Here is a 22,984-nt window from a genome sequence, read left to right as displayed (position 1 = left end):
CGGATCACCTGACCGCTCAGGCGAGGGCCACCTCGGCGCTCAGCGCGCCCTCCGCCACCTCGGTCCGCGCCTCACGCACCACACCGGCCGCCTGCACGTCCCGGCTGACCAGGTCGAACGCCAGCACGTCGGCGTCCGAGCCGCGCACCGTCAGCAGCGCCACCTCACTGCGCATCGACTGCTTCGCCTCGGACTTGGACTTGCGGACGATGCCGAGCACCGTGCCGGCCAGGGCCAGCAGCGACGCCGGGGACTTCTCCGGGTCCAGGGCCGTGTCGAACTCCTCGCGGGCCGGCCACGCGGCCCGGTGCACCGAGCCGTCCTGCCACCACGACCAGGCCTCCTCGGTCACGAACGGCAGCATCGGCGCGAACAGCCGCAGCAGGGTCCGCAGCGCGATCGACAGGGCCGCGTGCGCGGACCGGGCCGCCGGGCTGTCGCTCTCCCCGTACGCCCGCTCCTTCACCAGCTCCAGGTAGTCGTCGCAGAACGTCCAGAAGAACTGTTCGGTCCGCTCCAGGGCCCGGGCGTAGTCGTACGCCTGGAAGTGCGCCGTGGCATCGCCGACCACCGCGGCCAGCTCGCCCAGCATCGCCCGGTCCAGCGGCTCGGTGACGTCGGCCGGGCCCAGGGCCGCGCCGTCCGCCACACCGAAACGGAGCACGAACTTCGTCGCGTTCAGGATCTTGATGGAGAGCCGGCGGCCGACCTTCATCTGGCCGGTGTCGAACGCGGTGTCGGTGCCCGGCCGGCCGCTGACCGCCCAGTAGCGCACGGCGTCCGAGCCGAACTCCTCGAGCAGCGCCTTCGGCGTGACGGTGTTGCCCTTGGACTTGGACATCTTCTTGCGGTCCGGGTCCAGGATCCAGCCGGAGAGCAGCGCGGTGTGCCACGGCAGGCTGTCGAACTCCTGGTGGGACCGGAGCACCGTGGCGAACAGCCAGGTCCGGATGATCTCGTGGGCCTGCGGGCGCAGGTCCATCGGGAAGACCCGGGCGAACAGGTCGTCGTCCAGGCCCCAGCGTCCGGCGATCTCCGGGGTGAGCGACGAGGTCGCCCAGGTGTCCATCACGTCCGGGTCGCCGCTGAAGCCGCCCGGCTGGTCCCGCTGGTCGGCCCGGTAGCCGGGCGGGGTGTCGCTGCTCGGGTCGATCGGCAGCTGGTCCTCGGCCGGGGTGATCGGCGACGCGTGGTCCGGCTCGCCGGCGGCGTTCAGCGGGTACCACACCGGGAAGGGCACGCCGAAGAACCGCTGGCGGCTGATGATCCAGTCGCCGGCCAGGCCGTCCACCCAGTTCTCGTACCGGGTCCGCATGAACGCGGGCGACCAGGTCATCTCCCGGCCGCGTTCGATCAGGGCGGCGCGCAGCGCGGTGTCCCGGCCGCCGTTGCGGATGTACCACTGCCGGGTGGTGACGATCTCGAGCGGCTTGTCGCCCTTCTCGTAGAACTTCACCTGCTGCTGGGTGGGGCGCGGGTCGCCCTCCAGCGCGCCGGCCGCCCGCAGCAGCTCGGTCGCCTTCTCCTTGGCCGAGAAGGCGGTCTTGCCGGCCATCTCGGCGTAGGCGGCGACCGCCTCCGGCGATTCGATGCCGGCCGGCGGCTGGGACAGCAGACGACCGTCGCGCCCCATCACCGGGCGGGTCGTCAGGTCCAGCTCACGCCACCAGATCACGTCGGTGAGGTCGCCGAAGGTGCAGATCATCGCGATGCCGGAACCCTTGTCCGGCTGGGCCAGCGGGTGCGCCTTGATCGGCACTCGTACCCCGAAGACCGGGGTGATCGCCTCGGTGCCGAACAGGTGCCGGTAGCGTTCGTCGTCCGGGTGCGCGACCAGCGCGACGCAGGCCGGGAGCAGCTCGGGACGGGTGGTCTCGATGTGCACCGTGCCACCGTCGGCCAGACCGAAGGCGACCCGGTAGTAGTTGCCCTGGCGTTCCCGGTCCTCCAACTCGGCCTGCGCGACCGCGGTCTTGAAGGTGACGTCCCAGAGCGTCGGGGCGTCCGCCATGTACGCCTCACCGCGCTGCAGGTTGCGCAGGAAGGCCCGCTGCGAGATGGCCCGGCTGGCGTCGTTGATCGTGCTGTACTGCAGCGACCAGTCGACCGAGAGGCCGAGGTACCGCCACAGGTCCTCGTAGGCCTGCTCATCGATCGCGGTCAGCTTCTGGCACAGCTCGACGAAGTTGCGCCGGGAGATCGGCAGCGGGCGGCTCGGCGGGTTCTCCGGCGGGGTGAAGTCCGCGTCGTACGGCAACGACGGGTCGCACTGCACGCCGTAGTGGTTCTGCACCCGGCGCTCGGTCGGCAGGCCGTTGTCGTCCCACCCCATCGGGTAGAACACCTCGCGGCCGGTCATCCGCTGGTAGCGGGCGACGGCGTCGGCGTGGGTGTAGGAGAAGACGTGCCCGACGTGCAGCGAACCACTGACCGTCGGCGGCGGGGTGTCGATGGAGAACACCCGGTCCCGCGTCGCCGACCGGTCGAAGGAGTAGGTGCCCTGCTCCGCCCATACCGCACGCCACTTGAGCTCGATGCCGTCGAGAGTGGGCTTGTCGGGCACGGTGTTCCCCTGCGGCGGGGATGGGTTGTGGGTCACGCGAGTGACCCTACAAGGCTCAGGAGGTGGTCTCCCGGGACCACGGCAGCACCGCCCGCTCGAGGGCGACGAGGGCGTAGTACGAGGCGATGCTCATCAGTGCGAGCAGCAGGATCCCCGCGAAGGCGAGGCCGGTCTGGATCTGGGCCTTGGACGAGACGATCACGTAGCCGATGCCGTGCCGCCCGCCGCCGATGAACTCGCCGACCACCGCGCCGACGAACGCCAGCGAGATGGCGAGCTTGAGGCCGGTGAAGAACTGGGGCAGTGCCCACGGCACCCGTACCCGCAGAAAGGTGTTGATCTTGGAGGCGTCCAGGGACTTGGCCAGTTCGATCATCTCGGCCGGTACCGAGCGGAGACCCGCCACCGTCGACAGCACGATCGGGAAGAAGCAGAGCAGCACCACCACGAAGATCTTGGGCTGCATGCCGAAGCCGAACCACATCACCAGCATCGGGCCGATGGCGATCTTCGGGATGGCGTTGAAGCCGATCAGGATCGGGGAGATCGCCTGGTCGACGAAGGTGGAGGAGGCGATGGCGACGGCGAGACCGACACCGATCACCACGGCGATGGCGAAGCCGACCCAGACCTCACGAAGGGTGTACCAGGACTGTCGGGCCAGGTATTCGGGCAGCCGGCCCAGTTCGCTGACGACACTCTCCGGCGAGGGCACCACCTGCGGCGGCACCTCGTAGACCCGGACCAGGACGTACCAGAGTGCCACGAGGGCCAGCAGCGTGGCGGCGGGCAGTGCGACGCCGGCCAGCCGGGTCGCGGCTCGGGTGGTCATGCGGGTGGTCTCCATCCCTATGCTGTGGTCTTTCATGGACAGTGTTCACGGGAGTGACCGATGATCCAACTCGAGGATGTCTCTCGGACGTTCCACGGCCGTCGTGGCGCGGTGGAAGCGTTGCGCGGCATCGATCTGCAGGTGCGCGACGGAGAGTTCGTGGCGGTCGTCGGTCGTTCCGGCTGCGGCAAGTCCACGTTGCTCCGCCTCGTCGCGGGGCTGATCGAGCCGACGTCCGGCAAGGTTCTGGTGGGCGGCACGGCGGTCACCAGGCCGCGCCGCGAAACGGCGATGCAGTTCCAGCGCCCGGCCCTGTTGCCATGGCGCAACGTGCTGAGCAACGTGCTGTTCCCGGTCGAGATCTTCGGCTGGAAACGCAAGGAGCACGAGGAGCGGGCCCGCCGGCTGCTCGCCACCGTCGGACTGGAGGGTTTCGAGCGGCAGATGCCGCACGAACTCTCCGGTGGCATGCAGCAGCGCGTCTCGCTCTGCCGCTCGCTCATCCAGCAGCCCAAGGTGATGCTGATGGACGAGCCGTTCTCGGCGCTCGACGCGCTGACCCGGGAGGAGCTCACCGTCGAGCTCCAGCGGATCCACCTGGCCGAGCAGACCACCACGGTCTTCGTGACCCACTCGATCGACGAGGCGGTGCTGCTCGCCGACCGGGTGGTCGTGCTGAGCCCGCGGCCCGGCCGGATCAAGGAGATCGTGGAGATCGAGGTGCCGCGCCCGCGCAGCCTGGGCCAGAACGAGCACACCGCGGAGCTGGCGCGCGTCCAGGCCCGTCTGCACGAGCTGCTCATGCACCGCGACGATGACGAGGACACGGCCGCACCCGCCCGGGGCGCGGCCGCGTAGCCCACGTCACGCCTTCGGCGCGATCTCCGTCTTCACGAAGTCGGCGGGCTTCTTGCCGGCCGGGACGGAACCGGCGTCCTCGAGCACGTCGAGGACCCGCTTCACCCGGTCGGCGTCGACGACACCGAGGGTCTTGGCGTCGCCACGGGCGTACGGCGCCATGATCTCCAGCTCCTGGGTCGCCACCGTGGCGTCCGTCTCGGGCTGCGCCTCGTTCAGGATCTTGCCCGCCTCGGCCGGGTTGGCCAGGCTGTACTCGAGACCCTTGAGCAGCGCGGTGTTGAACTTCGTGGCCAGCTCGGGCTGCTCGTTGGCGATCTTGTCCGAGGTCAGCAGGAAGTGGCCGTACAGGTCCTTGATCACGTCGCTGAACGGCAGGGCCACCGCGGTCTTGCCGCCGGCCGCCTTCTCGATCAGCGGCTTGCCGACCACGAACTGCCCGATCACGTCGGCCTTCTTGGCGGCCAGCGCGCCGGCCAGCTCACCCGCGTTGACCGGGGTGATCTGCACCTTGGAGGCGTCGATGCCGGCCAGCTTGGCGTAGGTCGGGAACAGGATCGAGGTGGTCGCACCCTCCTGGTCGCCCATGGTCTTGCCTTCGAGGTCCTTGGGGGTGGTGATGCCGTACCCCTCGAGGGTCATCAGGCCGACCATGGACTTCTGCTGCACGGCGCTGATCGCGGTGACACCGGTCACCTTGCCGGTGGCCTTGGTCAGGATGTAGCCGGTCGAGTCGACCGGGGCGAAGTCGGCGGCGCCGGAGGCCAGCGCGGCCATGTTCTCGCCCGAACCGGCGCCGATCGCGATCTCGACGTCCAGGCCCTGCTCCTTGAAGTAACCCTTCTCGGCGGCGACGAACGCGTACGCCTCGCGGCCGAACGCGTTGAACGCCGTCAGGTACTTCACCTTGGTCAAACCGGCCCCGGCCGCACCGTCCGTCGTGTCTTCGGACGCGCTGCACCCGGCCACCGCTACCACCGACATGGCAGCGAGAACTGCCGCGAACCCGCGGATAGCTCTCATCAGGTCCTTGCCCTCCTCGAAATCGAGCGCCGGGTCATGGTCTCCGGCGATGCGGGCACAGCGTACGAGAACATCCGTATCGGTAACTGGGACACCCCGGTTGCGAGACGGCAACGAAATGGACAGTCGGGCATGAAGGTAGCCTCTGCGCCCATGCGGGTCAGCATCTTCACCGAGCCACACCGTGGCGCCACCTATGACGAGTTGCTGCGGGCCGCGCAGCACGCCGAGGCCGCCGGCTTCGAGGGTTTCCATCGGGCCGACCACTACGCGCCCATGCACGCCTCGGACGGTTTCCCCGGTCCGACGGACTCGTGGGTGACGCTGGGCGCGATGGCCCGCGAGACCAGCACCATCCGGCTGGGCACCCTGCTCACCTGTGCGACGTTCCGGCACCCGGCGCAGACCGCGATCAGCGTGGCGCAGGTGGACCAGATGAGCGGCGGCCGGGTCGACTTCGGCATCGGCGCGGGCTGGTTCGGCAAGGAGCACACGCAGTACGGCATCCCGTTCCACACGCCGAAGGAGCGCTTCGACCGGCTGGAGGAGCAGCTCGAGGTGATCACCGGCCTGTGGGGCACCCCGGTCGGCGAGCGGTTCTCCTACGACGGGAGGTTCTACCAGCTCCGTGAGGCGCCGGCGCTGCCCAAGCCGACGCAGAACCCGGGCCCGCCGATCATCATCGGTGGCCGGGGGCCGAAGCGGACGCCGAAGCTGGCCGCCCGGTTCGCCGACGAGTTCAACCTGCCGTTCACGCCGGTGGGTCAGAGCGCCGCGCAGTACGCCCGGGTCCGTGAGGCGTGCGAGGAGCACGGCCGGACCAAGGCGCCGCTGGTCTTCTCGGTCGGCATGGCGGTGGCCTGCGGCAAGACCGACGCGGACGTCGAGCGGCGGCTCGCGGTGATGAACGAGGCGTCGGCGCTGCCGTCCGAGGACACCATCTTCGGTTCGCCGGAGAAGGTCATCGAGCAGATCTCCCGATACGCGGAGATCGGTGCGAGCCGGATCTACGTCCGGCTGCGTGACCTCGGCGACCTGGATCACCTGGATCTGCTGGCCGCCGAGGTCCTGCCGCACCTGCCATGAGGGACGTCACTCCACAGTGACCGATTTGGCGAGGTTGCGCGGCTGGTCGACGTCGTACCCGCGGGCCGCGGCGATCGAGCAGGCCAGCACCTGCAACGGCACGGTGGTCATCAGCGGGGCGAGCAGCGCGGGCGTCCGCGGCACCCGGATCACCGTGTCGGCGTAGGGCACGACGTCGTCGTCGCCCTCCTCGGCGATCACCACGGTCCGGGCGCCGCGGGCCCGTACCTCCTGGATGTTCGACACCACCTTGTCGTGCAGCAGGCGCAGCGACGGCGAGGGCACCACGCAGATCACCGGCGTGCCCTCGTCGATCAGCGCGATCGGCCCGTGCTTGAGTTCACCGGCCGCGAAGCCCTCGGCGTGCATGTAGGCCAGCTCCTTGAGCTTGAGGGCGCCTTCGAGTGCCACCGGATAGCCGACGTGCCGGCCGATGAACAGCACCTGACGGGCGTCGGCGAGATCGTTCGCGAGCTTCCGAACCGGGTCCATCTCCCCGAGCAGCGTCCGCAATTGATCAGGCACGTGGGCCAGTGCGGCCGCGATGCCCGGCGGGGACGACAGATCCATCGCCACCAGATGGAGCGCCGTCAGCTGCGTCAGGAACGCCTTGGTGGACGCCACCGCGATCTCCGGCCCGCCCCGGGTGTAGAGCACCGCATCCGACTCGCGAGGAATCGTCGACCCGTGGGTGTTGCAGATCGCCAGCACCCGGGCACCCTCGGCCCGCGCGTGCCGGACCGCCATCAGGGTGTCCATCGTCTCCCCGGACTGACTGATCGCGATCACCAGCGTCCCCGGTTCCAGAATCGGGTTCCGGTAACGGAACTCGCTGGCCATCTCCACGTGGCACGGGATCCGCGCCCACTCCTCGATCGCGTACCGCGCGACCATGCCCGCGTGGTAGGCGGTCCCGCACCCGATGATCACGATCTTGCGCACGTCACCGAGGTCGAGGTCGAGACCGTCGAGTCGTCCGAGCAGCGTGTCCGCGACCGCCTGCGGCTGCTCGGCGATCTCCTTGAGCATGAAGAACTCGTGGCCGTCCTTCTCCGCCGCCGACACGTTCCAGTCGATGCGGAACGCGGTGCCGACCGCCGGCGTCCCGTCGAACCCGGTGATCTCCACCGCGTTCGGCGTGATCAGCACGACCTGGTCCTGTCCGAGTTCGATCGCATCCCGGGTGTACTCCATGAATGCCGAGACGTCACTGGCGAGGAAGTTCTCCCGTACCCCGCGGCCGACGACCAGGGGTGAGTTACGCCGGGCCGCGACCACCGCGCCGGGGGTGTCCGCCGCGACCGCGAGCAGCGTGAACGCGCCCTCCAGCCGGCGGGCCGTCCGGCGCATGGCCTCGGCCAGGGCGGCCGGGCCACCGATCTGCACACCACGCAGTTCCGCGGCGAACAGATGTGCGGCCACCTCGGAGTCCGTGTCGCTGCGGAACTCGACCCCGTCCGCCGCCAGGTCGGCCCGAAGCCGGGCGAAGTTCTCGATGATCCCGTTGTGGATCAGCGCGACCCGCCCGTCCGCCGACAGGTGCGGATGCGCGTTGCGGTCGGTCGGCCCGCCGTGCGTCGCCCACCGGGTATGGCCGATTCCGGTCATGCCGACGTCGAACCCGGTGTCGACCCGTTCGGCCAGGCACTTCTCCAGGTTGACCAGCTTGCCGGACTTCTTCTCGACGAGCAGTTCGCCGGCGTCGACGACTGCCACACCCGCCGAGTCGTAGCCGCGGTACTCCAGCCGCCGCAGTCCGTCCATCACGATGCCCAGCGCCGGGCGTCCGCCCGCATATCCCACGATTCCGCACATGCCGGCAAGTCTGCCGAGGCAGAAGGAGGGTTCCGCTGTGTCCCGACCATGCGTTCCCGCAGAGACAAAACCATCAAAACCACTTTTCGGGTACGTTCCACCGCACAGTCTGTGGTGGCACTGTCACGCGTCCCCGGTCGGCAGGCGGGAGCCCATCAGCGCGTTCAGCCCGCCGGTGCGCCGCAGCTTCTGCCAGCCCAGACGGATCCCGCCCAGTGCCGCGAGCACCGACTGGATCAGCACCAGGTACATCAGCTGCCGGTAGACGAACTGCTGCAACGGCAGTCGCCACAACGGTTTCAGCGACTCCCCGTCGAGGCGGAACGCGTACACCGTGCTGGCCAGCTGGACACCGAGCATCCCGAACCAGGCCAGCAACGTCGTGCCCGGGTCGAGGAAGATCAGCCCGTAGACCAGGAAGACGTCGATCAGTGGGGAGAGCAGCGGCAGCACGGTCTGGAACAGGGCCAGGTTGAGCAGGCCGCGACGGCCGAACCGGCCACCGGCGCCGCGTTCGAACAGCGCGCGACGGTGCTTCCACATCGCCTGCATGGTGCCGTAACTCCAGCGGTAGCGCTGCCGCCACAACTGCGACATGGTCGCCGGCGCCTCGGTCCAGGCCCGCGCGTGCTCCTCGTAGACGACCCGCCAGCCGGCCCGGATGATCGCGATGGTCAGGTCGGTGTCCTCGGCGAGAGTGTCGTCGCTGAGCCCGTTGACCTGCGTCAGCGCCTGCTTGCGGAACGCCCCGATCGCCCCGGGCACGGTCGCCATGCAGCGCATCACGTCGTACGCCCGCCGGTCGATGCTGAACCCGACCACGTACTCGATGTGCTGCCAGACCGCGATCATGGTGTTCCGGTTGGCGACCTTGGCGTTCCCGGCGACCGCGCCGATCTCCGGGGTGGCGAACGGCTGGACCAGCAGGCGTACGGTGTCCGGCTCGAAGACCGTGTCGCCGTCCATCATCACCACCACGTCGGTGCCGGCGTGCGCGATGCCGTTGTTGAGCGCGGCCGACTTGCCGCCGTTCGGCTGCCGGACCACCGTCACGTCCGGGTACTGAAGCGCCTCGGCGATCTCCGCGGTGCCGTCGGTCGACCCGTCGTCGACCACCACCACCCGGATCGGATGATCGCTCGCCACCAGCGACCGCAACGTGTCGGCGATGCATTCCTTCTCGTTGTACGCCGGAACGATCACCGTGACCGGATCGGTGTACGCCGGCCCCCACACGTCCGCACGACGCTGCCGTCGCGCGTGCCTGCGGCCCAGCACCAGCATCAGCAACAGCCGGGCGACGGTGAGCACACCGAGGAGCAGCAGCAGCCAGGAGAACCCGACGGTCGCCTTGGTGGCCAGCTGCACCGCGCCGACGAGACCCAGCCCGAGGCCCCGCTCGGCACTGGTCGCGGTCGGGTTGACGGTGTCCATCCCGGTCAGCGCGGCGACCGTGGTGAAGGTGTAACCGGCCTCGGTCAGCTCCGGGATGACCTCGCGCAGCGCCGCGGCCGTCTTGGACCGGTCGCCGCCGCCGTCGTGGAAGAGCAGGATCGCCCCGGCGTCGTCGTCCGGGGTCACCGCCGTGACGATGTCGTCGTAGGTGACCGCCGACTCCCAGTCCCGGCTGTCCAGGTTGTTGATCACGGTGAGGTACCCGGCCTCGCCCATCTCGGCCATCACCGACCAGGTGGGGTTGTCGAGCGCGGCGACCGTGGACGAGTACGGCGGACGGAAGATCACGCTGGTCACCCCGGCCGCTCCGGCCAGGGCGTACTGCGTCTCCTGCATCTCGATGCTGCGCCGCTGCTCGCCCTTGGTGGACAGGTCCGGGTGGGTGAAGGTGTGGATGCCGATCTCGTGACCGCCGTCGTGGACGTCGCGGACCAGGTCCGGGTACTTGGCGATCTCCGAGCCGATCATGAAGAACACGCCCGGTACCTGGTACTCGGCGAGCACCTCCAGGATCTCCGGGGTGTACTCCGACGACGGCCCGTCGTCGAAGGTCAGCACGATCTGCTTGTCGCCCGGGCTGACCGTGGCCGTGGAGTCCCCGTCGGTCTGGATGATCGGCCCGCCGCTGAGCGCCGCGTCCGGCACCTGATCGACGTCGCTTGTCGACTCGACCGCGCCGTCCTGGGCGAACTCGCCCTGCACCACACCGTTGACGACGAGGATCCCGGCGAACAGCAGCAGCACCACACCGAGCACGATCCAGCGCGGCCGGGGCACGGGAATCCGCCGCCGTACGGGTGCGTCGACGGACACCTGACTCTCCCTCGCCGATGGGTGCTCATCGTCACCATCGGCCGCGCCCCGGCTTCGCTGAGTCAGCGAAAAGGCCTGTTCGGGAGTGCGATAGTGCCTGGGTGCGCCCGATACACCGCCGGTTCGCCGGCACCGCGTCCGTCGTGCTCCTGCTCGCCGCGACGGCGTGCAGCGGCAGTAGCGGCGACTCCGGAACGACCGCGGCCACCAGCACCCCGCAGACGACGTCGTCGGCGAGCCAGTCGATGCCGAGGGTCGCGCCGTACATCGACATCGTGAGCGGCACGGTCGACATCGCGGAGGCCGCCGAGAAGAGCGGCCAGGCCGACTACACCCTGGCGTTCCTGCTCGCCGACAGCTCCGGCGAGTGCACCCCCACGTGGGGCGGCACCAAGAGCCTGGAGGACGACACCGTCCAGTCCGAGATCGAGAAGATCAAGGCGGCGAACGGCGACGTGATCGTCTCCACCGGCGGGGCGACCGGTACCTATCTGGAGAACGTCTGCACCGCCGAGAAGCTGGCCGAGGCCTACTCCTCCGCCCTCGACGCGGCCGGCAGCAACTATCTCGACGTGGACATCGAGCAGACGGTCACCCCCGGCACGGTGACCGCGGCCCTGAAGACCCTGCAGACCGACCGGGGCGCCGCGGTCTCACTGACCGTGCCGGTGGGCGGGAGTGTGCTCGGCCTCACCGACACGACGATCGCCCTGCTGCAGAGCGCGAAGGACGCCGGCCTGGAGATCACCGTCAACGCGATGACGATGAACTTCTCTCAGGAGAGCTCCTGGGGTGACGACATGGTCAGTGCCACCCGGGCGGTCCAGGCCGACCTGGCCGACATCTGGACCGACGCCGACGACGAGGAGCTCTGGGCGATGCTGGGAGTGACCCCGATGATCGGCGTCAACGACACCGGTCCGGTGACCCGGGCGTCCGACGCGCAGACCCTGCTCGACTTCGCCGGGGACAAGAACCTGGGATACGTCCGGTTCTGGTCGGTCAATCGCGACAACGGCGGCTGCACCGACGGCACGGTGCAGAGCACCTGCAGCGGCCTGACCCAGTCCGACTACGAATTCACGAAACTGTTCACGAATTTCGACGGATAAATGGTTCAGGAAGACGTGGTGGAACTGGAGGCCGACGCCGTGGCGGTCGCCGTCGCGGTGGTCGACAGCGAGGCCTTCGTGGTGAGGCCGGCGTCCGCGGCCTGCACCACACTGGCGCCGACCACGCCGATGTACAGGGCCGCGAACAGGGCGACGAAGAAGCCGACGACCGCCAGCAGACGCTTGCGGCGGCCGGTCCCGTCGACGAAGACCTGAACGCCGGCGACCTCTTCGGACATGGTGGCACTGCGGATCATCTGTCGATTCCCTTCGCGACGCCGCGCACGGATCCCCTACGGATATGCGCGACTCCCACGACATTAGGAATCGACCCTACGAATCTCCTTAGCGAACTCCGCACGGAGCCTGTGTGGTCGCGGGATCACGGAAGGTCACCACGGATGATCCGGGCCAGGTACGACTCGCTGTGCATCTCGTGCGGTTCGTACTTGAAACGCAGCTTGTGGGCGAACGACCCGTCCAGGATCGTCCGGTAGGCCACCGGGTCGTACGGCTGCAACATCACCGACTGCAACGCGTGCGGCGGCCGGGAACCCCGGCGCAGGCCCGCGTCCCACTCGGCACGGAACCGCTCGTCGAGGTGGTGCAGCATCTCGAACACGTGGTGCATCAGGAAGTAGTCGATCAGTTCGCCGCGCCGCTCCCACCAGAGGAAGCAGGCAGCCCGCCACAGATGCACCGGATAGCTGCCGGGACGGGCCGCCAGGAACCAGCTGGAGATGTACGGCCCGGTGTAGTTGAAGGCGAACAGGCTGCTCCGCTCCAGCGCCGCCGTGACGTGCGGCCGCAACGGCTCGGTGACCAGGCAGGTGCTGTCCACCCAGACGCCGCCGAACTTCTCCAGCAGCAGCAACCGCAGCAGGTCGGAGAAGTGCGTCCGGTCGCCGCCGAGCGCCTCCGGCAGACCGCCGGGGACGTCCACGTAGCTGCCGACGTTCGCGTCGCTGAGCTCGTGCACCCGGCTGTCCGGGTTGCGGTCCCGCAGCGCCGCCAGGCAGGCCCGCACCACCGGCGGGGCACTGTCGAAACCCTGCCCCCAGTACACGAAGATCGGCTGGTCGAAGCCGCTGGTCACCGGCCGGGCCAGACGCTGATCGGCCTGCCTGCGGATCTGGTCCAGGTGCTCGGCGACGAACAGGCCCAGTTCGCGGCGGGCGCCGTAGCACTTGACGTCCATGCCCAGCACCGCCGGACCGTCGAAGGGCAGACCGGTGTCGTACGCCAGCGCGGCCGCCGTGGCCCGCCGGCTGTCGTCGCGCCGCTTCAACTTGTCGTAGGCGAACGCCAGGGCGTACCCCCGTTCGACGGCGTCCGGCCGTTTCGCCACCGCGCCGCGCAGCAGTTTCTCGGCGGCCGGCCAGCGGTGCTCGGCCAGGGCGATCCGGCCCAGTTCGTACGCGGCCGCGCCGTCCGGATCGCCGTCGCGGGTCACCCGCCGCAGCGCGCGGATCCCGGCGTCCTGGTCGCCCAGGGCCAGCGCCACCCGGGCCGCGGTGATCCGGTCCCCGGGTACCAGCGACCGCAGCAGGGCCGCCTCCTCGGCCGCGCCGGAGGCCGCCAGGCGTACCGCCTCCGCCCCGATCGCGGCCGGGTCCGCCGACGGCCGGGTCCGGAGCCGCCGGGTCGACGGCGACGCGTCCGGTTCGCCGTTCCACGCGTACGTGTGGAAGAAATCGTCCGGTGTGGAGCCGTCGAAATGCTCGGCCGTCACCGCGGTCTCGATGAGCGAGTAGTCGTAGAAGTGCACGACGCCGCCGCCCTGGGCCATCCCGGCGACGAGCCGGATCCCGGCGCCGCGGGCCTGTTCCGGCACCGTGAAGGTGACGCTGATCCGGTGGTGGCCGCACTCGTTGCGGGCCGGCGCCGACCGGGCCAGGATCCGCGTCGTGCCGTCGGCGACGGCGACCGGCGTCAGGCTCAGGGCCGCCGGGTGCAGTGCGCCGGTCAGCGGCTCGGCCAGGTGGACCGAGACGCTCGCGGTGTAGGTGCGGCCGGGTCGCATGCCGAGCCGGAACTCGCCGGAGGCGGTGCGCCCGCCCGGCGCGATGTGTGTGTCGTTGCCGGTGGACACGCCCTCGACCCGGGCTCCGGTGGTGCCGGGCCGGCCGGGCACCTCGGTGAAATCGCAGGAGCAGTGCGGGCTCACGAACACCCCGCCGGTCTCGAGCGGCCGGTCCGGTGCGCCCCGGAATCCGGGGTCGGGCACCAGGTTGACCAGGGCCGGCGCGACCGGCGGCGCCGGCGGGTGCAGGCGTCCGGTCACGGCCGTCCGCACCCGGGCCAGCCGGGACCGGAGCGTGGCGATCGGCGTCATCGGGTCCTCCACAAGACACGTTAAGGGAATTTCGGTGGTTTACCGGTCAGATCGGGAGGACTACTGCGGATGGTCGGCCGGAGACACAGGTGACGCTCATCCGGTACCGGCTCAACCGCCCGGCGAAGACCACCGACGGCGCCAGCGACGGCCCCGGATCGACGCGTTGCACGGTGAACCCGGAGGCCGGTTCCCAGGCCAGCAGTTCGGCTCCGCCGTCCGCGCAGCGGGCCAGTACCGAACCGCCGGGTGAGCTCAGGACGGTGCCCTCCGGCGCCGGGGAGGTGGGCGTGACGCTGACCGTGACGCTCGGTTCGGGCGCCACCGAGGAGACACCGGCCGACGGTTCCGGCGGCAGCGCTCCGGACGACTCGGCGGGCTCCGGGATCGGCACCGCCGCGAACGACGGGAACCCCGAGGCTCCGGCGGCTGCCGACGGCGTCCGGCCGGGACGGGTCGCGGCCTCGGTGGGCCGGCTGCCGACCGGAGCGACGGCCTCGGTCTCCCGCACCCACGGGGACACCACCGGCGGCGCGGCGATCCCCGGCTCGGCACCGGATCTCCCGCCGCCACCGGCCATGAGCAGGGGAAGGGCGGCGATCAGGGCCGCGGTCAGGGCGCCGGCCAGGAGTTTGGCACGCTTCGATCGCAGGGGTACGCGCAAGGCCCGCCAACCGGAACCGGCCCGTCCCGTGGTGGCCGCGCCGCCGCCGGGCGCCGTGGCGGGCGCTCCGCGTGCCCGTCCCGTGGCGGCCCCGCCCTCGGACCGGCCCCGGACCGACGCCATGCTCTCCCGGACCAGGGCCACGTCGTCGGCGCCCTCACCCGTCACGGCCACCCCGTCGACCGGCGGCGGGAAGAGGGGCGCGGTCGGATCGGCGACCGGCTGCTCCGCCTCGGGATCCGGGACGGTCGCCGCCCGGGATCCGCGGTCGTCACCGCGTACCCCCGGCGCCCGGAAAGCGCTCGCGGCCTCGGCCGCGTCACCCAGCAGGCCCGCCACCTCGTCCGCGCCCGGCCGGTCGGTGGGTTCCTTGGCCAGGCAGCGGGCCACCAGGTCGACCACCTCGGACGGCACACCGGGCAGCCGGGGCAGCGGCGCCGGCTCGATGTGGACGTGGGCGGTGAGCATCTGCGTGGTGGTCTCGACCGTCCACGGGGAGGTCCCGGCCAGCAGCCGGTAGAGCAGCACCCCGAGCGCGTAGACGTCGGAGGCGGGCTCGATCGTGCCGCCGGTGAGACGTTCCGGTGCGAGGTACGCCGGCGTTCCGAGCAGCGCGTCCTCCGGCGACGCCGGGCCGGCCACCGCCGCGATGCCGAAGTCCACCACCTTGGCGCCGGCCGGGGTGACCATGACATTGGCGAGTTTGATATCGCGGTGCACGAGTCCGTCGTCGTGTGCGGCGGCCAGCGCGGAGGCGATCTCGCCGCAGATCCGGAACACCGTCCGCGGCGGTATCCGGCCGCGCGCGACCCGTTGTTGCAATGTCGGCCCGTTGATCAATTCCATGACGACATAGGGAACCGTCCGGCCGTGTTCCGACGACTCCCCGAAGTCGTAGACCTGCGCGATGTTGGGATGCGAGAGGGTCGCCGCCGCCCGCGCCTCGTGCAGGATCCGGGCCCGGAAACGCGGGTCACCCACATATCTCCCGGCCAGTAGCTTCACCGCGACCGGCCGGTTGAGCACCTCGTCGACCGCCCGCCACACCACCGCCATGCCGCCCCGGCCGAGTTCCTTCTCCAACCGGTACCGGCCGCCGAGTTTCCGCTCCTCCTCCACTTGAGGCAGTCTGCCGAAAGCCGCGCCGATTCGCACATCCGAGAACACTCGAACGACATTCACCTCTCACATTTCATGTCCCTTTTCTACGCCATTCGATGAATTGACACGACCGCCCTTCATGATCGATTCAAGGAGCCCGGCGATCGCCTGCCCGCCTTGATCACCGGGTGCCGCGGGGAACCCCGTGCCGCCCGGCCGTAGGGTCTGCCCATGACGGAAAGCTGGCGGCACCTCCCCGCACCCGCCCGGCCGGTGGCGGCCTCGACCACAGCCGCCGTCACGGCGCTCCGGGAGGGTGACACCGCGGCCTTCGCCGCCGCGGGCGAACGGCTGGCCGGGCTCGACCCCACGCAGACCGGCCTGATCCTGGGCACCGTGGTCCGGCTGCTGCTCGAGGACGGTCACCCGGACGGGCTCACCGCCGACGACGCGCGGGCCGCCCTGGCCGGATGCGTGCGCTCCTGGCCGGACGCCGACCCGCAGGTGACGCTCTGGCTGCTGGCCGGCGCGCTGGGCGTGCTGGACGAGGACGGCGCCGCGGCCCCGAAGCCGGACGCGCTGGTCCACAACGCGATCTTCCTGATCACCGATCTGCTCACCGGGCGTCCGGTGGCGCCGTGGCTTACCGCCGCGCTCGGCGAGATCGAGCACACACAACTCAACGATTAAAACTTTGCAGTCTCTGCAAGTTTCTGCGTAGCCTCCTGGAGTGACCCCGGAGAACACGCAACGCCCCGGCGTGCGCGAAACCAAGCGCAGGCAGACCCGCCTGGCCCTGATCGGCGCCGCCCTGCGCCTCGCCGACACCCACGGCGCCGACCGGGTGACCGTCGACGCCATCAGCGCCGACGCCGGGGTCTCGCCGCGCACGTTCTTCAACTACTTCGCCACCAGGGACGACGCCCTCGTCGGCGACCCCCTGGAGGGCTGCCCCAACCCCGGCGAGGAACTCCGCGCCGTACCCGCCGACAGGTCCGTACCGGACGCCCTGCTGGAGGTCTTCACCCCCGGCCTGGCCCGGGTCGAAGAGGACCGGGACCTCTGGCTGCTGCGGATGCGGGTCTTCGAGAAGAACCCGCAACTGCTCCCGCTGCTCGCCGCCGCCGGCATGACCGCCGAGCAGGAGATGGCCGACGCCATCGGGCAACGCACCGGCACCGGCCCGGACTCGGCGTACCCGGCCGTCGTCGCCGCGGCCGCCGGCGCCGCCCTACGGGTCGCGCTGTGCCGTTGGGCCGCGCCCGACAACACCGCATCCTTCCTCGACCACTTCCGCGAAGCCGTCGGCGTGCTCGCCGCCGGCCTCTCCCACCCTCCTTCCGAGAAAGCGCAGTCATGACAGCCACCGCACCCCCCGACAAACCCGAGACCGCCGGCCGGATGACGCAACGCGAGGTGGTGCAGGCTCTCTCCGGCCTGCTGATCGGCATGTTCGTGAGCATCCTCGCCTCCACCGTGGTGGCGAACGCGCTGCCCCGGATCATCGCCGACCTCAACGGCAGTCAGTCGGTCTACACCTGGATCGTCACCGCCGAACTCCTCGCCATGACGGCCACCGTCCCGCTCTGGGGCAAGATGGCCGACCTCTACAGCAAGAAGCTGCTGATCCAGCTCTCCCTCGGCCTGTTCGTGGCCGGCTCGCTGGTCGCCGGCTTCACCCCGAACGTGGAGATCCTGCTGGTCAGCCGGGTCATCCAGGGCGTCGGCGCGGGTGGCATGACCGCTCTGTCGATGATCGTGATGGCCGCGATGATCCCGCCCCGCGAACTCGGCCGGTACTCCGGCATGTTCGGCGCGGTCTTCGGCGTCGGCACCATCGCCGGACCGCTGATCGGCGGCGTCCTGGTGGACACCTCCTGGCTGGGCTGGCGCTGGTGCTTCCTGGTCGGCGTGCCGTTCTCGCTGATCGCCATCGCGCTGCTGCAGAAGACCCTGCACCTGCCTGTGGTCAAGCGCGAGGTGAAGATCGACTGGCTGGGCGCGCTGCTCATCACCGGCGGCGTCAGCACCCTGCTGATCTGGTCCACGCTGGCCGGTGACAAGTTCGACTGGGCGTCCTGGCAGACCGCCGCCATGGTGGCCGGTGGCCTGGCCCTGCTCGCGCTCGCGGTGTGGGCCGAATCCAAGGCCGCCGAGCCGATCATCCCGCTCGGCATCTTCCGGCACCGCACGGTCACCCTGACCATCGTCGCCAGCATCCTGGTCGGCGTGGCGATGTTCGGCGGGACCGTGTTCCTGTCGCAGTACTTCCAGATCTCGCTCGGCAAGACGCCGACCGTCGCCGGCCTGATGGGTCTGCCGATGGTCTTCGGCCTGCTCGTCTCCTCCACGGTGGCCGGCGCCCTGATCACCAAGTACGGCCGGTGGAAGGCCTACCTGGTGGCCGGCGCGGTGGTGATGACCACCGGAATGCTGCTGCTCAGCACGATCGGCGCGGACACGAGCGTGGTGCTGCTCTCGGTGTACATGGCGGTGCTCGGCATCGGCGTCGGCCTGCTGATGCAGAACCTGGTGCTGGCCGCGCAGAACGAGGTGCCCGCCACCGAACTGGGCGCCACCACCTCGGCGCTGACGTTCTTCCGCAGCATGGGCGGTTCCATCGGGGTCAGCGCGCTCGGCGCGGTCCTCTCCCACCGGGTCAGCACGCTGTTCGCCGAGCGGTTCGGCACGCCCGACTCGGGCGGCTCCACCGAGGTCCCGGACATCAGCACGCTGCCGCCCGAGGTGCTCACGGTGGTCCAGGACATCTACGGCACCGCCACGTCCGACCTGTTCCTGGTCGGGGCGCCGATCGCGTTCCTCGCGGTGATCGCGGTGCTGTTCATCAAGGAGAAGCCGCTCTCCGAGCTGTCCGGCGAGGAGCGTGCCGCGCGGGAGCAGGCCGCGGCCTCCGCACACTGACCTCGCGGCTCTGACCTCGGGGCTCTGCCCTCCGGCCCGGTTCAGGGACGGGAGCTACACGAACGGCCCGGTTCTCGTCACGAGAGCCGGGCCGGTCGTCGGTCAGGAGGGTCGCAGGCCCACCGAGGTCCGCGGCGACGGCGGCTCGGCGCACCCGAGCAGGCCGACCAGGCCGGAGACCCAGAGCTGGCGGTAGACCGTGGCGCTGGGGTGACTGACCACCAGCTTGACGCCGCTCGCCGCGGCAGTGTGGAAACAGGCGACCAGAATGCCGATCCCGATGCTGTCGATCAGCATCACGCGTTGCAGATCCAGACAGATGCGACTCGGCGTCATGCTGGTCAGGACCTCGTTGACCGCGTCCCGCATGACGTGTGCGTTGTCGAGATCGATCTCACCGCTCGGAGCGACCTCGACAGTGCCGTCGGCCAGCTGGCGGGTCGTGATCGGCAGATACACAGCTGCCCTCTTCCTGGCGTGCAGCCGGAGCTGAACGCCGACTTTCCGCGGGACACGATGCGCCGGCCGTGGAACAGAGCCGGACGCGAGCAGCGCTCGCTGGGGGACGCCGGAAACGCAAACCCGCGTTCCTACAACAATCCGCTGGTGTGCAAGTTACGCCACGTAGGCGCGGAACGCCAGAGTAGTTCATATGGCCGGAATGTGCTGGATCGGTCAGTGCATGGCGGGCCGCGTTGACTGTCCACAGCATCGGAAAGAATACTCACCGTATGCGATGGAGCGCCGGGCGGAATGGTTGACGCCCTACCCGGAGAGACGCCGGCACCGGGCTTCGGCCCCTACCACGACGGCGTCGCCGACCAGGGGCGGGAGATTCTGAATCGTTTCTACGACCCGGTGTCGGTGACCACCCCCGACGGCGCGGATCCCGAGGTCGACGGGGATGTGATCCAACTCGGACCGCTCACCGTCGGTCATCTCACTTTCGCCGGATCGGTGACAGTCGTCGCACCGAAAGCCGACGCGTACCACCTGAATCTGCCGACCGCCGGGCGTGTCCGGGCCGTCCGCGACGGCCGGGAGGTCACCGCGACACCGGCCGCCGCGGTCACGTTCCGGCCCGGCGACCAGGTCCACCTGCGGCACGAGGCGCAGTCGGCCGGCATCGACGTGCGGATCGAACCGTGGGCCCTGGAATCCGAACTGGCGACGCTGCTCGGCCACCCGGTGGACGGCCCGATCGACCTGCCCCCGGCCTTCGACCTGACCGCCGGCCCGGCACAGAGCTGGAGCCGCCTGGTCCGGCTCCTGCACGAGGAACTCGACCACGAGAGCAGCCTGATCCACCAGCCGCTCATCGCCGAACAGCTCTGCAGCAGCGTCCTCAGCGGCCTGCTGCTGAGCGTGCCGCACCCGTACCACGAGGAACTGGTCACCCCGGGCGGCACCGGTCCACCCCGGGCCATCCGGCGGGCCCTGACCGCGATCGGCGACGAGCCGGAACGCTCCTTCGCCGTCAGTGACCTGGCCGCCGTCGCCGGCATCAGCGTGCGGTCCCTGCAGGAGGGCTTCCGGCGGCACGTCGGGTGCACTCCGATGGCGTACCTGCAGCAGGTCCGGCTGGACCGGTCGCACGAGGCGCTGCGGCAGGGCGGGCCGGCCCGGCTCACCGTCGCCGAGGTGGCCAACCGGTGGGGTTTCGCCCACCTGGGGCGGTTCGCCTCTGCGTACCGGGCCCGGTTCGGCGAATCACCATCGGAGACGCTGCGCTCCTCGTCCGGGTGACCCCGAGAGTCACCCGGACGGGTCGTTCACCGGCTGCACGTCATCGCGACCCGTGATCACCCGGGCGGGTCGTTCACCTGCCGTGAGTCGCCGCGAACCGTGAGATCACCCGGACGGGGTCATGCACCGGCCGCACGTCGGCACGGGGCGCGGACCGGGACTCACGGGTGGCGCGGACGCCGGTTCACTCTCCCGGGTCGCAGCGGCGCGGCCGCGGGATGCCGTCGGTCCGGCGCGGCGCCGTCGCGGTTCCGCCGAAGATCCGGCCCCGGGTCGGCGACCAGTCCCGCCACGGTCCCAGCCGCGGTGGCACCGCGACCTGCTCACCGTCGTCCCCGGCGGCGCGCTGCCGCCGCAGGTACGCCACCACCCGCTCAGCCGCCGATTCGCCGTCCTCCGCCAGGTTCAGCAGCATGCGGCGGCTCACCTCGTCCCGTGCCGCGTCTCCGGGTGTCTCGCCGGCCGGCTCGTGGTCGCGCAGCAGGGCCGCCAGCCCGGCCAGCGCCCGCGCCACCTCGTGCGCGTCCCGCTCGGCGTCCCACAGGCCGGTCACGGCCCTGTCTCCTGCTCTGCGGTGCGGTCGGTCATGTGGTGCATCCCCCTCACCCCTCACGTGCCGGGGGCGGCTCCGCCGGCCCGGCGTGACCTCCGCCGGGCAGTCCACCCCGGTGCACGTGACAAGCCGAAAATGTATTCGGCTCGCTACTTTCCGTCCATCCGTAACGCGCAGGTTCTGTCCAGTTAGCGCTCAGTTCGACTTCCACCCCGGTTACCCGCAGTGGACGCGAGTAACCGGGCGACCGCCGAACCCGGTCGCCGGAGCGCACCAGCAGGGACACCCGGCACCCCGTCTGCCCGCGGGAACCCGGGACAGACCCGGCCTCAGCGGGATTCGTCCAGGCGGACACGGACACCGTCGCGGGCCGAGAGTTCGGCGGCGGCCAGGATCGCGGTCACGGTGGCGCCGAATCGCGCGTCGCACTCCGGCCCCGGACCGCCCGCCGCCGCGCGCAGCAACTGGTCCAGGGCCGTACCCAGGGCCACATCCGGCTTCCAGAGGGCCGGCGGCACCGCGCGCACCCCGGCCTCCCCGGCGAAGACCGCCTCCTCGCGTGCGGCCGCGGGCGGCGCGTCCACCGACAGCGTCAGACGGCTGGTGGCGCCACTGCCGTGCCGCAGCAGCAGGTACGTCAGATCGCGCTCGCCGGACATCGCGGTCACCTCGGCCACCGGCCCGAGCACCGGCAGCACCAGGGCCAGCGCGTGCGGGCCGACGTCCCAGAGGCCGCCGCGTTCCCGCCGCCACGGGGAGGCGCCGAACGGGTTGTCCGGTGTGAAGATCGAGCCGAGGTGGTCGACGCGGGCCTCGCTCCAGCCGCCGATCGCCACCACGTCGTCCAGGAAGCCGGCGATCTCCGGGGCGAACCGGCGTGTGAAGAACACCACCGATGCGACGTCGTGGTCCTCGACCGCCTGGGCGATCTCCGCCGCCTCGGTGGCGACCGTCGCGACCGGCTTGTCCAGCAGCAGGTGCCGTCCGGCGCGGGCGGCCCGCAGCGCGATCGGCGCCTGCACGTCCGGCGGCAGCGCCACCGCGACCGCGTCCACCTCGGCGATCAGCTCGTCGACATCGGAGTACGCCCGCGCGCCGTACTCCGCGGCGAGCCCGGCCGCCCGTCCGGCGTCACGTCCCCAGACGCCGGCGAATTCCACCTCCGGATGTGCCGCCAGCGCCGGCGCGTGCGCCAGGTGTGCCCAAGGTCCCGTTCCGAATAGTCCGAAGCGCACCTGATCGCCCATCCTCGTGTCGACCGATCTCCGGGCCGGAAGTTACCAGCACAGCGACGGATCAGTAACCTTTCCCGGGTGAACGGTCCCCTGTCGGTGACGACCATCGTCGTCTCGCTCGTCCTCGCGGCGTGGTACCTCCTGCGGTCCGCGCTGAACCGCGCTCCCAGCCGCGCCGACCTGATCGCCGTCGGTCTGCTCAGCGCCCTCGTCACGGTGCTGCTCGGAGTCGCGGTCGCCGGCCTGCTGACCGGGGAGCAGCCGTCCGACACCACGACCTACATCGGCTACATGATCACCACCATCGGGTTCGGGCCGACCGCCCTGGTGCTGGCCAAGATGGAGCCCACCCGTTTCGGCAGTCTGATCCTCGGGATCGGCTGCCTCGTCCTACCCGTTCTCGTGCTGCGCCTGCAGCAGATCGCGTCGGTGACCGGTGCCTGATACCGCCCCCGTCAAGTCCGCCCGCCCCGGCGACGCCGCCCTCGGCACCGGCCTCGGCCGGGTCCTGCTGCTGGTCTACGGCATCTTCGCGCTCTCCGCGAGCGCCCGTGCCCTGGTCCAGATCAGCACCAAGTTCAGCGAGGCGCCCCTCGCCTACCTGCTGTCCGCGCTGGCCGGAGCGATCTACATCGCGGCCACCGCCGGACTCGCCGTGGGCGGCACGCGCGGCCGGCTGATCGCCCTGGTCAGCTGCACCCTGGAGCTGATCGGCGTGCTGGTGATCGGCACGCTCAGCGTCGTCGACAGCGTCGCGTTCCCGCACGACACCGTGTGGTCGCACTTCGGCAGCGGTTACGGATACGTCCCGCTGGTCCTGCCGTTCGTCGGCCTCTGGTGGATCTGGCGCCACCGCCCGGCGGCCTGATCC

Annotated in this window: 20 protein-coding genes; 9 read left to right on the top strand and 11 right to left on the bottom strand. The window is 70.5% G+C overall.

Going from position 1 to position 22,984, the window contains the following annotated elements:
* Nucleotides 1-16 precede the first annotated feature (16 nt).
* Both valS and QSK32_RS19455 read right to left on the bottom strand, forming a co-directional pair.
* Nucleotides 17-2,563, bottom strand: a complete 2,547-nt coding sequence (gene valS, locus QSK32_RS19460) for a valine--tRNA ligase (RefSeq protein ID WP_285472742.1) — start codon at nucleotides 2,561-2,563, stop codon at nucleotides 17-19.
* Nucleotides 2,564-2,618: 55 nt separating this feature from the next.
* A complete protein-coding gene (locus tag QSK32_RS19455) occupies nucleotides 2,619-3,395 on the bottom strand; it encodes an ABC transporter permease (RefSeq protein WP_045748029.1) in 777 nt (258 codons plus the stop codon).
* A 60-nt stretch (nucleotides 3,396-3,455) separates the two neighbouring features.
* Between QSK32_RS19455 and QSK32_RS19450 the strand changes: the two genes are divergently transcribed.
* On the top strand, nucleotides 3,456-4,253 hold the full coding sequence (locus tag QSK32_RS19450; RefSeq protein WP_045748025.1) for an ABC transporter ATP-binding protein: 798 nt from the start codon (nucleotides 3,456-3,458) through the stop codon (nucleotides 4,251-4,253).
* Between the two features lie 6 nt (nucleotides 4,254-4,259).
* Here QSK32_RS19450 and QSK32_RS19445 read toward each other — a convergent pair whose 3' ends face one another.
* A complete protein-coding gene (locus tag QSK32_RS19445) occupies nucleotides 4,260-5,159 on the bottom strand; it encodes an ABC transporter substrate-binding protein (RefSeq protein WP_285472741.1) in 900 nt (299 codons plus the stop codon).
* 270 nt (nucleotides 5,160-5,429) lie between these two features.
* On the opposite strand from QSK32_RS19445, the gene QSK32_RS19440 reads away from it, so the two are divergent.
* Nucleotides 5,430-6,362: an LLM class F420-dependent oxidoreductase gene (locus QSK32_RS19440; RefSeq protein WP_045748027.1), complete on the top strand. Its 933-nt coding sequence runs from the start codon at nucleotides 5,430-5,432 to the stop codon at nucleotides 6,360-6,362.
* Between the two features lie 6 nt (nucleotides 6,363-6,368).
* Here the strand turns inward: QSK32_RS19440 and glmS are convergent, their stop codons facing one another.
* Entirely contained in the window at nucleotides 6,369-8,177 is a 1,809-nt protein-coding gene (glmS, locus tag QSK32_RS19435; protein ID WP_285472682.1) for a glutamine--fructose-6-phosphate transaminase (isomerizing), read from the bottom strand.
* Between the two features lie 123 nt (nucleotides 8,178-8,300).
* Nucleotides 8,301-10,445 carry a bifunctional polysaccharide deacetylase/glycosyltransferase family 2 protein gene (locus tag QSK32_RS19430; protein WP_285472681.1) on the bottom strand — a complete coding sequence of 715 codons (2,145 nt, stop codon included), beginning with the start codon at nucleotides 10,443-10,445 and terminating at the stop codon, nucleotides 8,301-8,303.
* Between the two features lie 101 nt (nucleotides 10,446-10,546).
* Here QSK32_RS19430 and QSK32_RS19425 point away from each other — a divergent pair, with 101 nt between their 5' ends.
* Entirely contained in the window at nucleotides 10,547-11,557 is a 1,011-nt protein-coding gene (locus tag QSK32_RS19425) for a glycoside hydrolase family 18 protein (RefSeq protein WP_045745836.1), read from the top strand.
* Nucleotides 11,558-11,562: 5 nt separating this feature from the next.
* Here the strand turns inward: QSK32_RS19425 and QSK32_RS19420 are convergent, their stop codons facing one another.
* The 3 genes from QSK32_RS19420 to QSK32_RS19410 all read right to left on the bottom strand — a co-directional run bounded on the left by QSK32_RS19420 (nucleotide 11,563) and on the right by QSK32_RS19410 (nucleotide 15,675).
* Nucleotides 11,563-11,814, bottom strand: coding sequence for a hypothetical protein (locus QSK32_RS19420; RefSeq protein WP_045745835.1), 252 nt, complete (start codon nucleotides 11,812-11,814; stop codon nucleotides 11,563-11,565).
* 125 nt (nucleotides 11,815-11,939) lie between these two features.
* Nucleotides 11,940-13,892 carry a capsular polysaccharide synthesis protein gene (locus QSK32_RS19415; protein ID WP_285472680.1) on the bottom strand — a complete coding sequence of 651 codons (1,953 nt, stop codon included), beginning with the start codon at nucleotides 13,890-13,892 and terminating at the stop codon, nucleotides 11,940-11,942.
* 46 nt (nucleotides 13,893-13,938) lie between these two features.
* The gene (locus QSK32_RS19410; protein WP_045745833.1) at nucleotides 13,939-15,675 is read right to left on the bottom strand and encodes a serine/threonine-protein kinase; all 1,737 of its coding nucleotides are present in this window, start codon (nucleotides 15,673-15,675) and stop codon (nucleotides 13,939-13,941) included.
* A gap of 213 nt (nucleotides 15,676-15,888) precedes the next feature.
* On the opposite strand from QSK32_RS19410, the gene QSK32_RS19405 reads away from it, so the two are divergent.
* Genes QSK32_RS19405 through QSK32_RS19395 form a run of 3 tightly spaced genes read left to right on the top strand, consistent with a single transcriptional unit; the run spans nucleotide 15,889 to nucleotide 18,579 of the window.
* A complete protein-coding gene (locus QSK32_RS19405; RefSeq protein ID WP_285472679.1) occupies nucleotides 15,889-16,347 on the top strand; it encodes a hypothetical protein in 459 nt (152 codons plus the stop codon).
* Between the two features lie 40 nt (nucleotides 16,348-16,387).
* Nucleotides 16,388-17,017: a TetR/AcrR family transcriptional regulator gene (locus tag QSK32_RS19400; RefSeq protein WP_285472678.1), complete on the top strand. Its 630-nt coding sequence runs from the start codon at nucleotides 16,388-16,390 to the stop codon at nucleotides 17,015-17,017.
* On the top strand, nucleotides 17,014-18,579 hold the full coding sequence (locus tag QSK32_RS19395) for an MDR family MFS transporter (protein ID WP_045745830.1): 1,566 nt from the start codon (nucleotides 17,014-17,016) through the stop codon (nucleotides 18,577-18,579). Before QSK32_RS19400 ends, QSK32_RS19395 begins: the two co-directional genes overlap by 4 nt.
* A 102-nt stretch (nucleotides 18,580-18,681) precedes the next feature.
* Here the strand turns inward: QSK32_RS19395 and QSK32_RS19390 are convergent, their stop codons facing one another.
* Nucleotides 18,682-19,038 (bottom strand): STAS domain-containing protein, encoded by a 357-nt coding sequence (locus QSK32_RS19390; RefSeq protein ID WP_045745829.1) that lies wholly within the window; start codon nucleotides 19,036-19,038, stop codon nucleotides 18,682-18,684.
* Nucleotides 19,039-19,332: 294 nt separating this feature from the next.
* Between QSK32_RS19390 and QSK32_RS19385 the strand changes: the two genes are divergently transcribed.
* The gene (locus tag QSK32_RS19385) at nucleotides 19,333-20,325 is read left to right on the top strand and encodes an AraC family transcriptional regulator (RefSeq protein ID WP_285472677.1); all 993 of its coding nucleotides are present in this window, start codon (nucleotides 19,333-19,335) and stop codon (nucleotides 20,323-20,325) included.
* 184 nt (nucleotides 20,326-20,509) lie between these two features.
* Here QSK32_RS19385 and QSK32_RS19380 read toward each other — a convergent pair whose 3' ends face one another.
* Nucleotides 20,510-20,878 carry a hypothetical protein gene (locus QSK32_RS19380; RefSeq protein WP_045745827.1) on the bottom strand — a complete coding sequence of 123 codons (369 nt, stop codon included), beginning with the start codon at nucleotides 20,876-20,878 and terminating at the stop codon, nucleotides 20,510-20,512.
* Nucleotides 20,879-21,207: 329 nt separating this feature from the next.
* Nucleotides 21,208-22,113, bottom strand: coding sequence for a Gfo/Idh/MocA family protein (locus QSK32_RS19375; RefSeq protein ID WP_285472676.1), 906 nt, complete (start codon nucleotides 22,111-22,113; stop codon nucleotides 21,208-21,210).
* A 78-nt stretch (nucleotides 22,114-22,191) separates the two neighbouring features.
* Between QSK32_RS19375 and QSK32_RS19370 the strand changes: the two genes are divergently transcribed.
* Both QSK32_RS19370 and QSK32_RS19365 read left to right on the top strand, forming a co-directional pair.
* Nucleotides 22,192-22,557, top strand: coding sequence for a hypothetical protein (locus tag QSK32_RS19370; protein WP_052720968.1), 366 nt, complete (start codon nucleotides 22,192-22,194; stop codon nucleotides 22,555-22,557).
* Nucleotides 22,550-22,981 (top strand): hypothetical protein, encoded by a 432-nt coding sequence (locus QSK32_RS19365; RefSeq protein WP_045745824.1) that lies wholly within the window; start codon nucleotides 22,550-22,552, stop codon nucleotides 22,979-22,981. Before QSK32_RS19370 ends, QSK32_RS19365 begins: the two co-directional genes overlap by 8 nt.
* Nucleotides 22,982-22,984 lie beyond the last annotated feature (3 nt).

The sequence above is a fragment of the Actinoplanes sp. NBRC 101535 genome (assembly GCF_030269225.1).
Lineage (GTDB): Bacteria > Actinomycetota > Actinomycetes > Mycobacteriales > Micromonosporaceae > Actinoplanes > Actinoplanes rectilineatus.
This window is presented reverse-complemented; position numbering and strand designations above follow the sequence as displayed.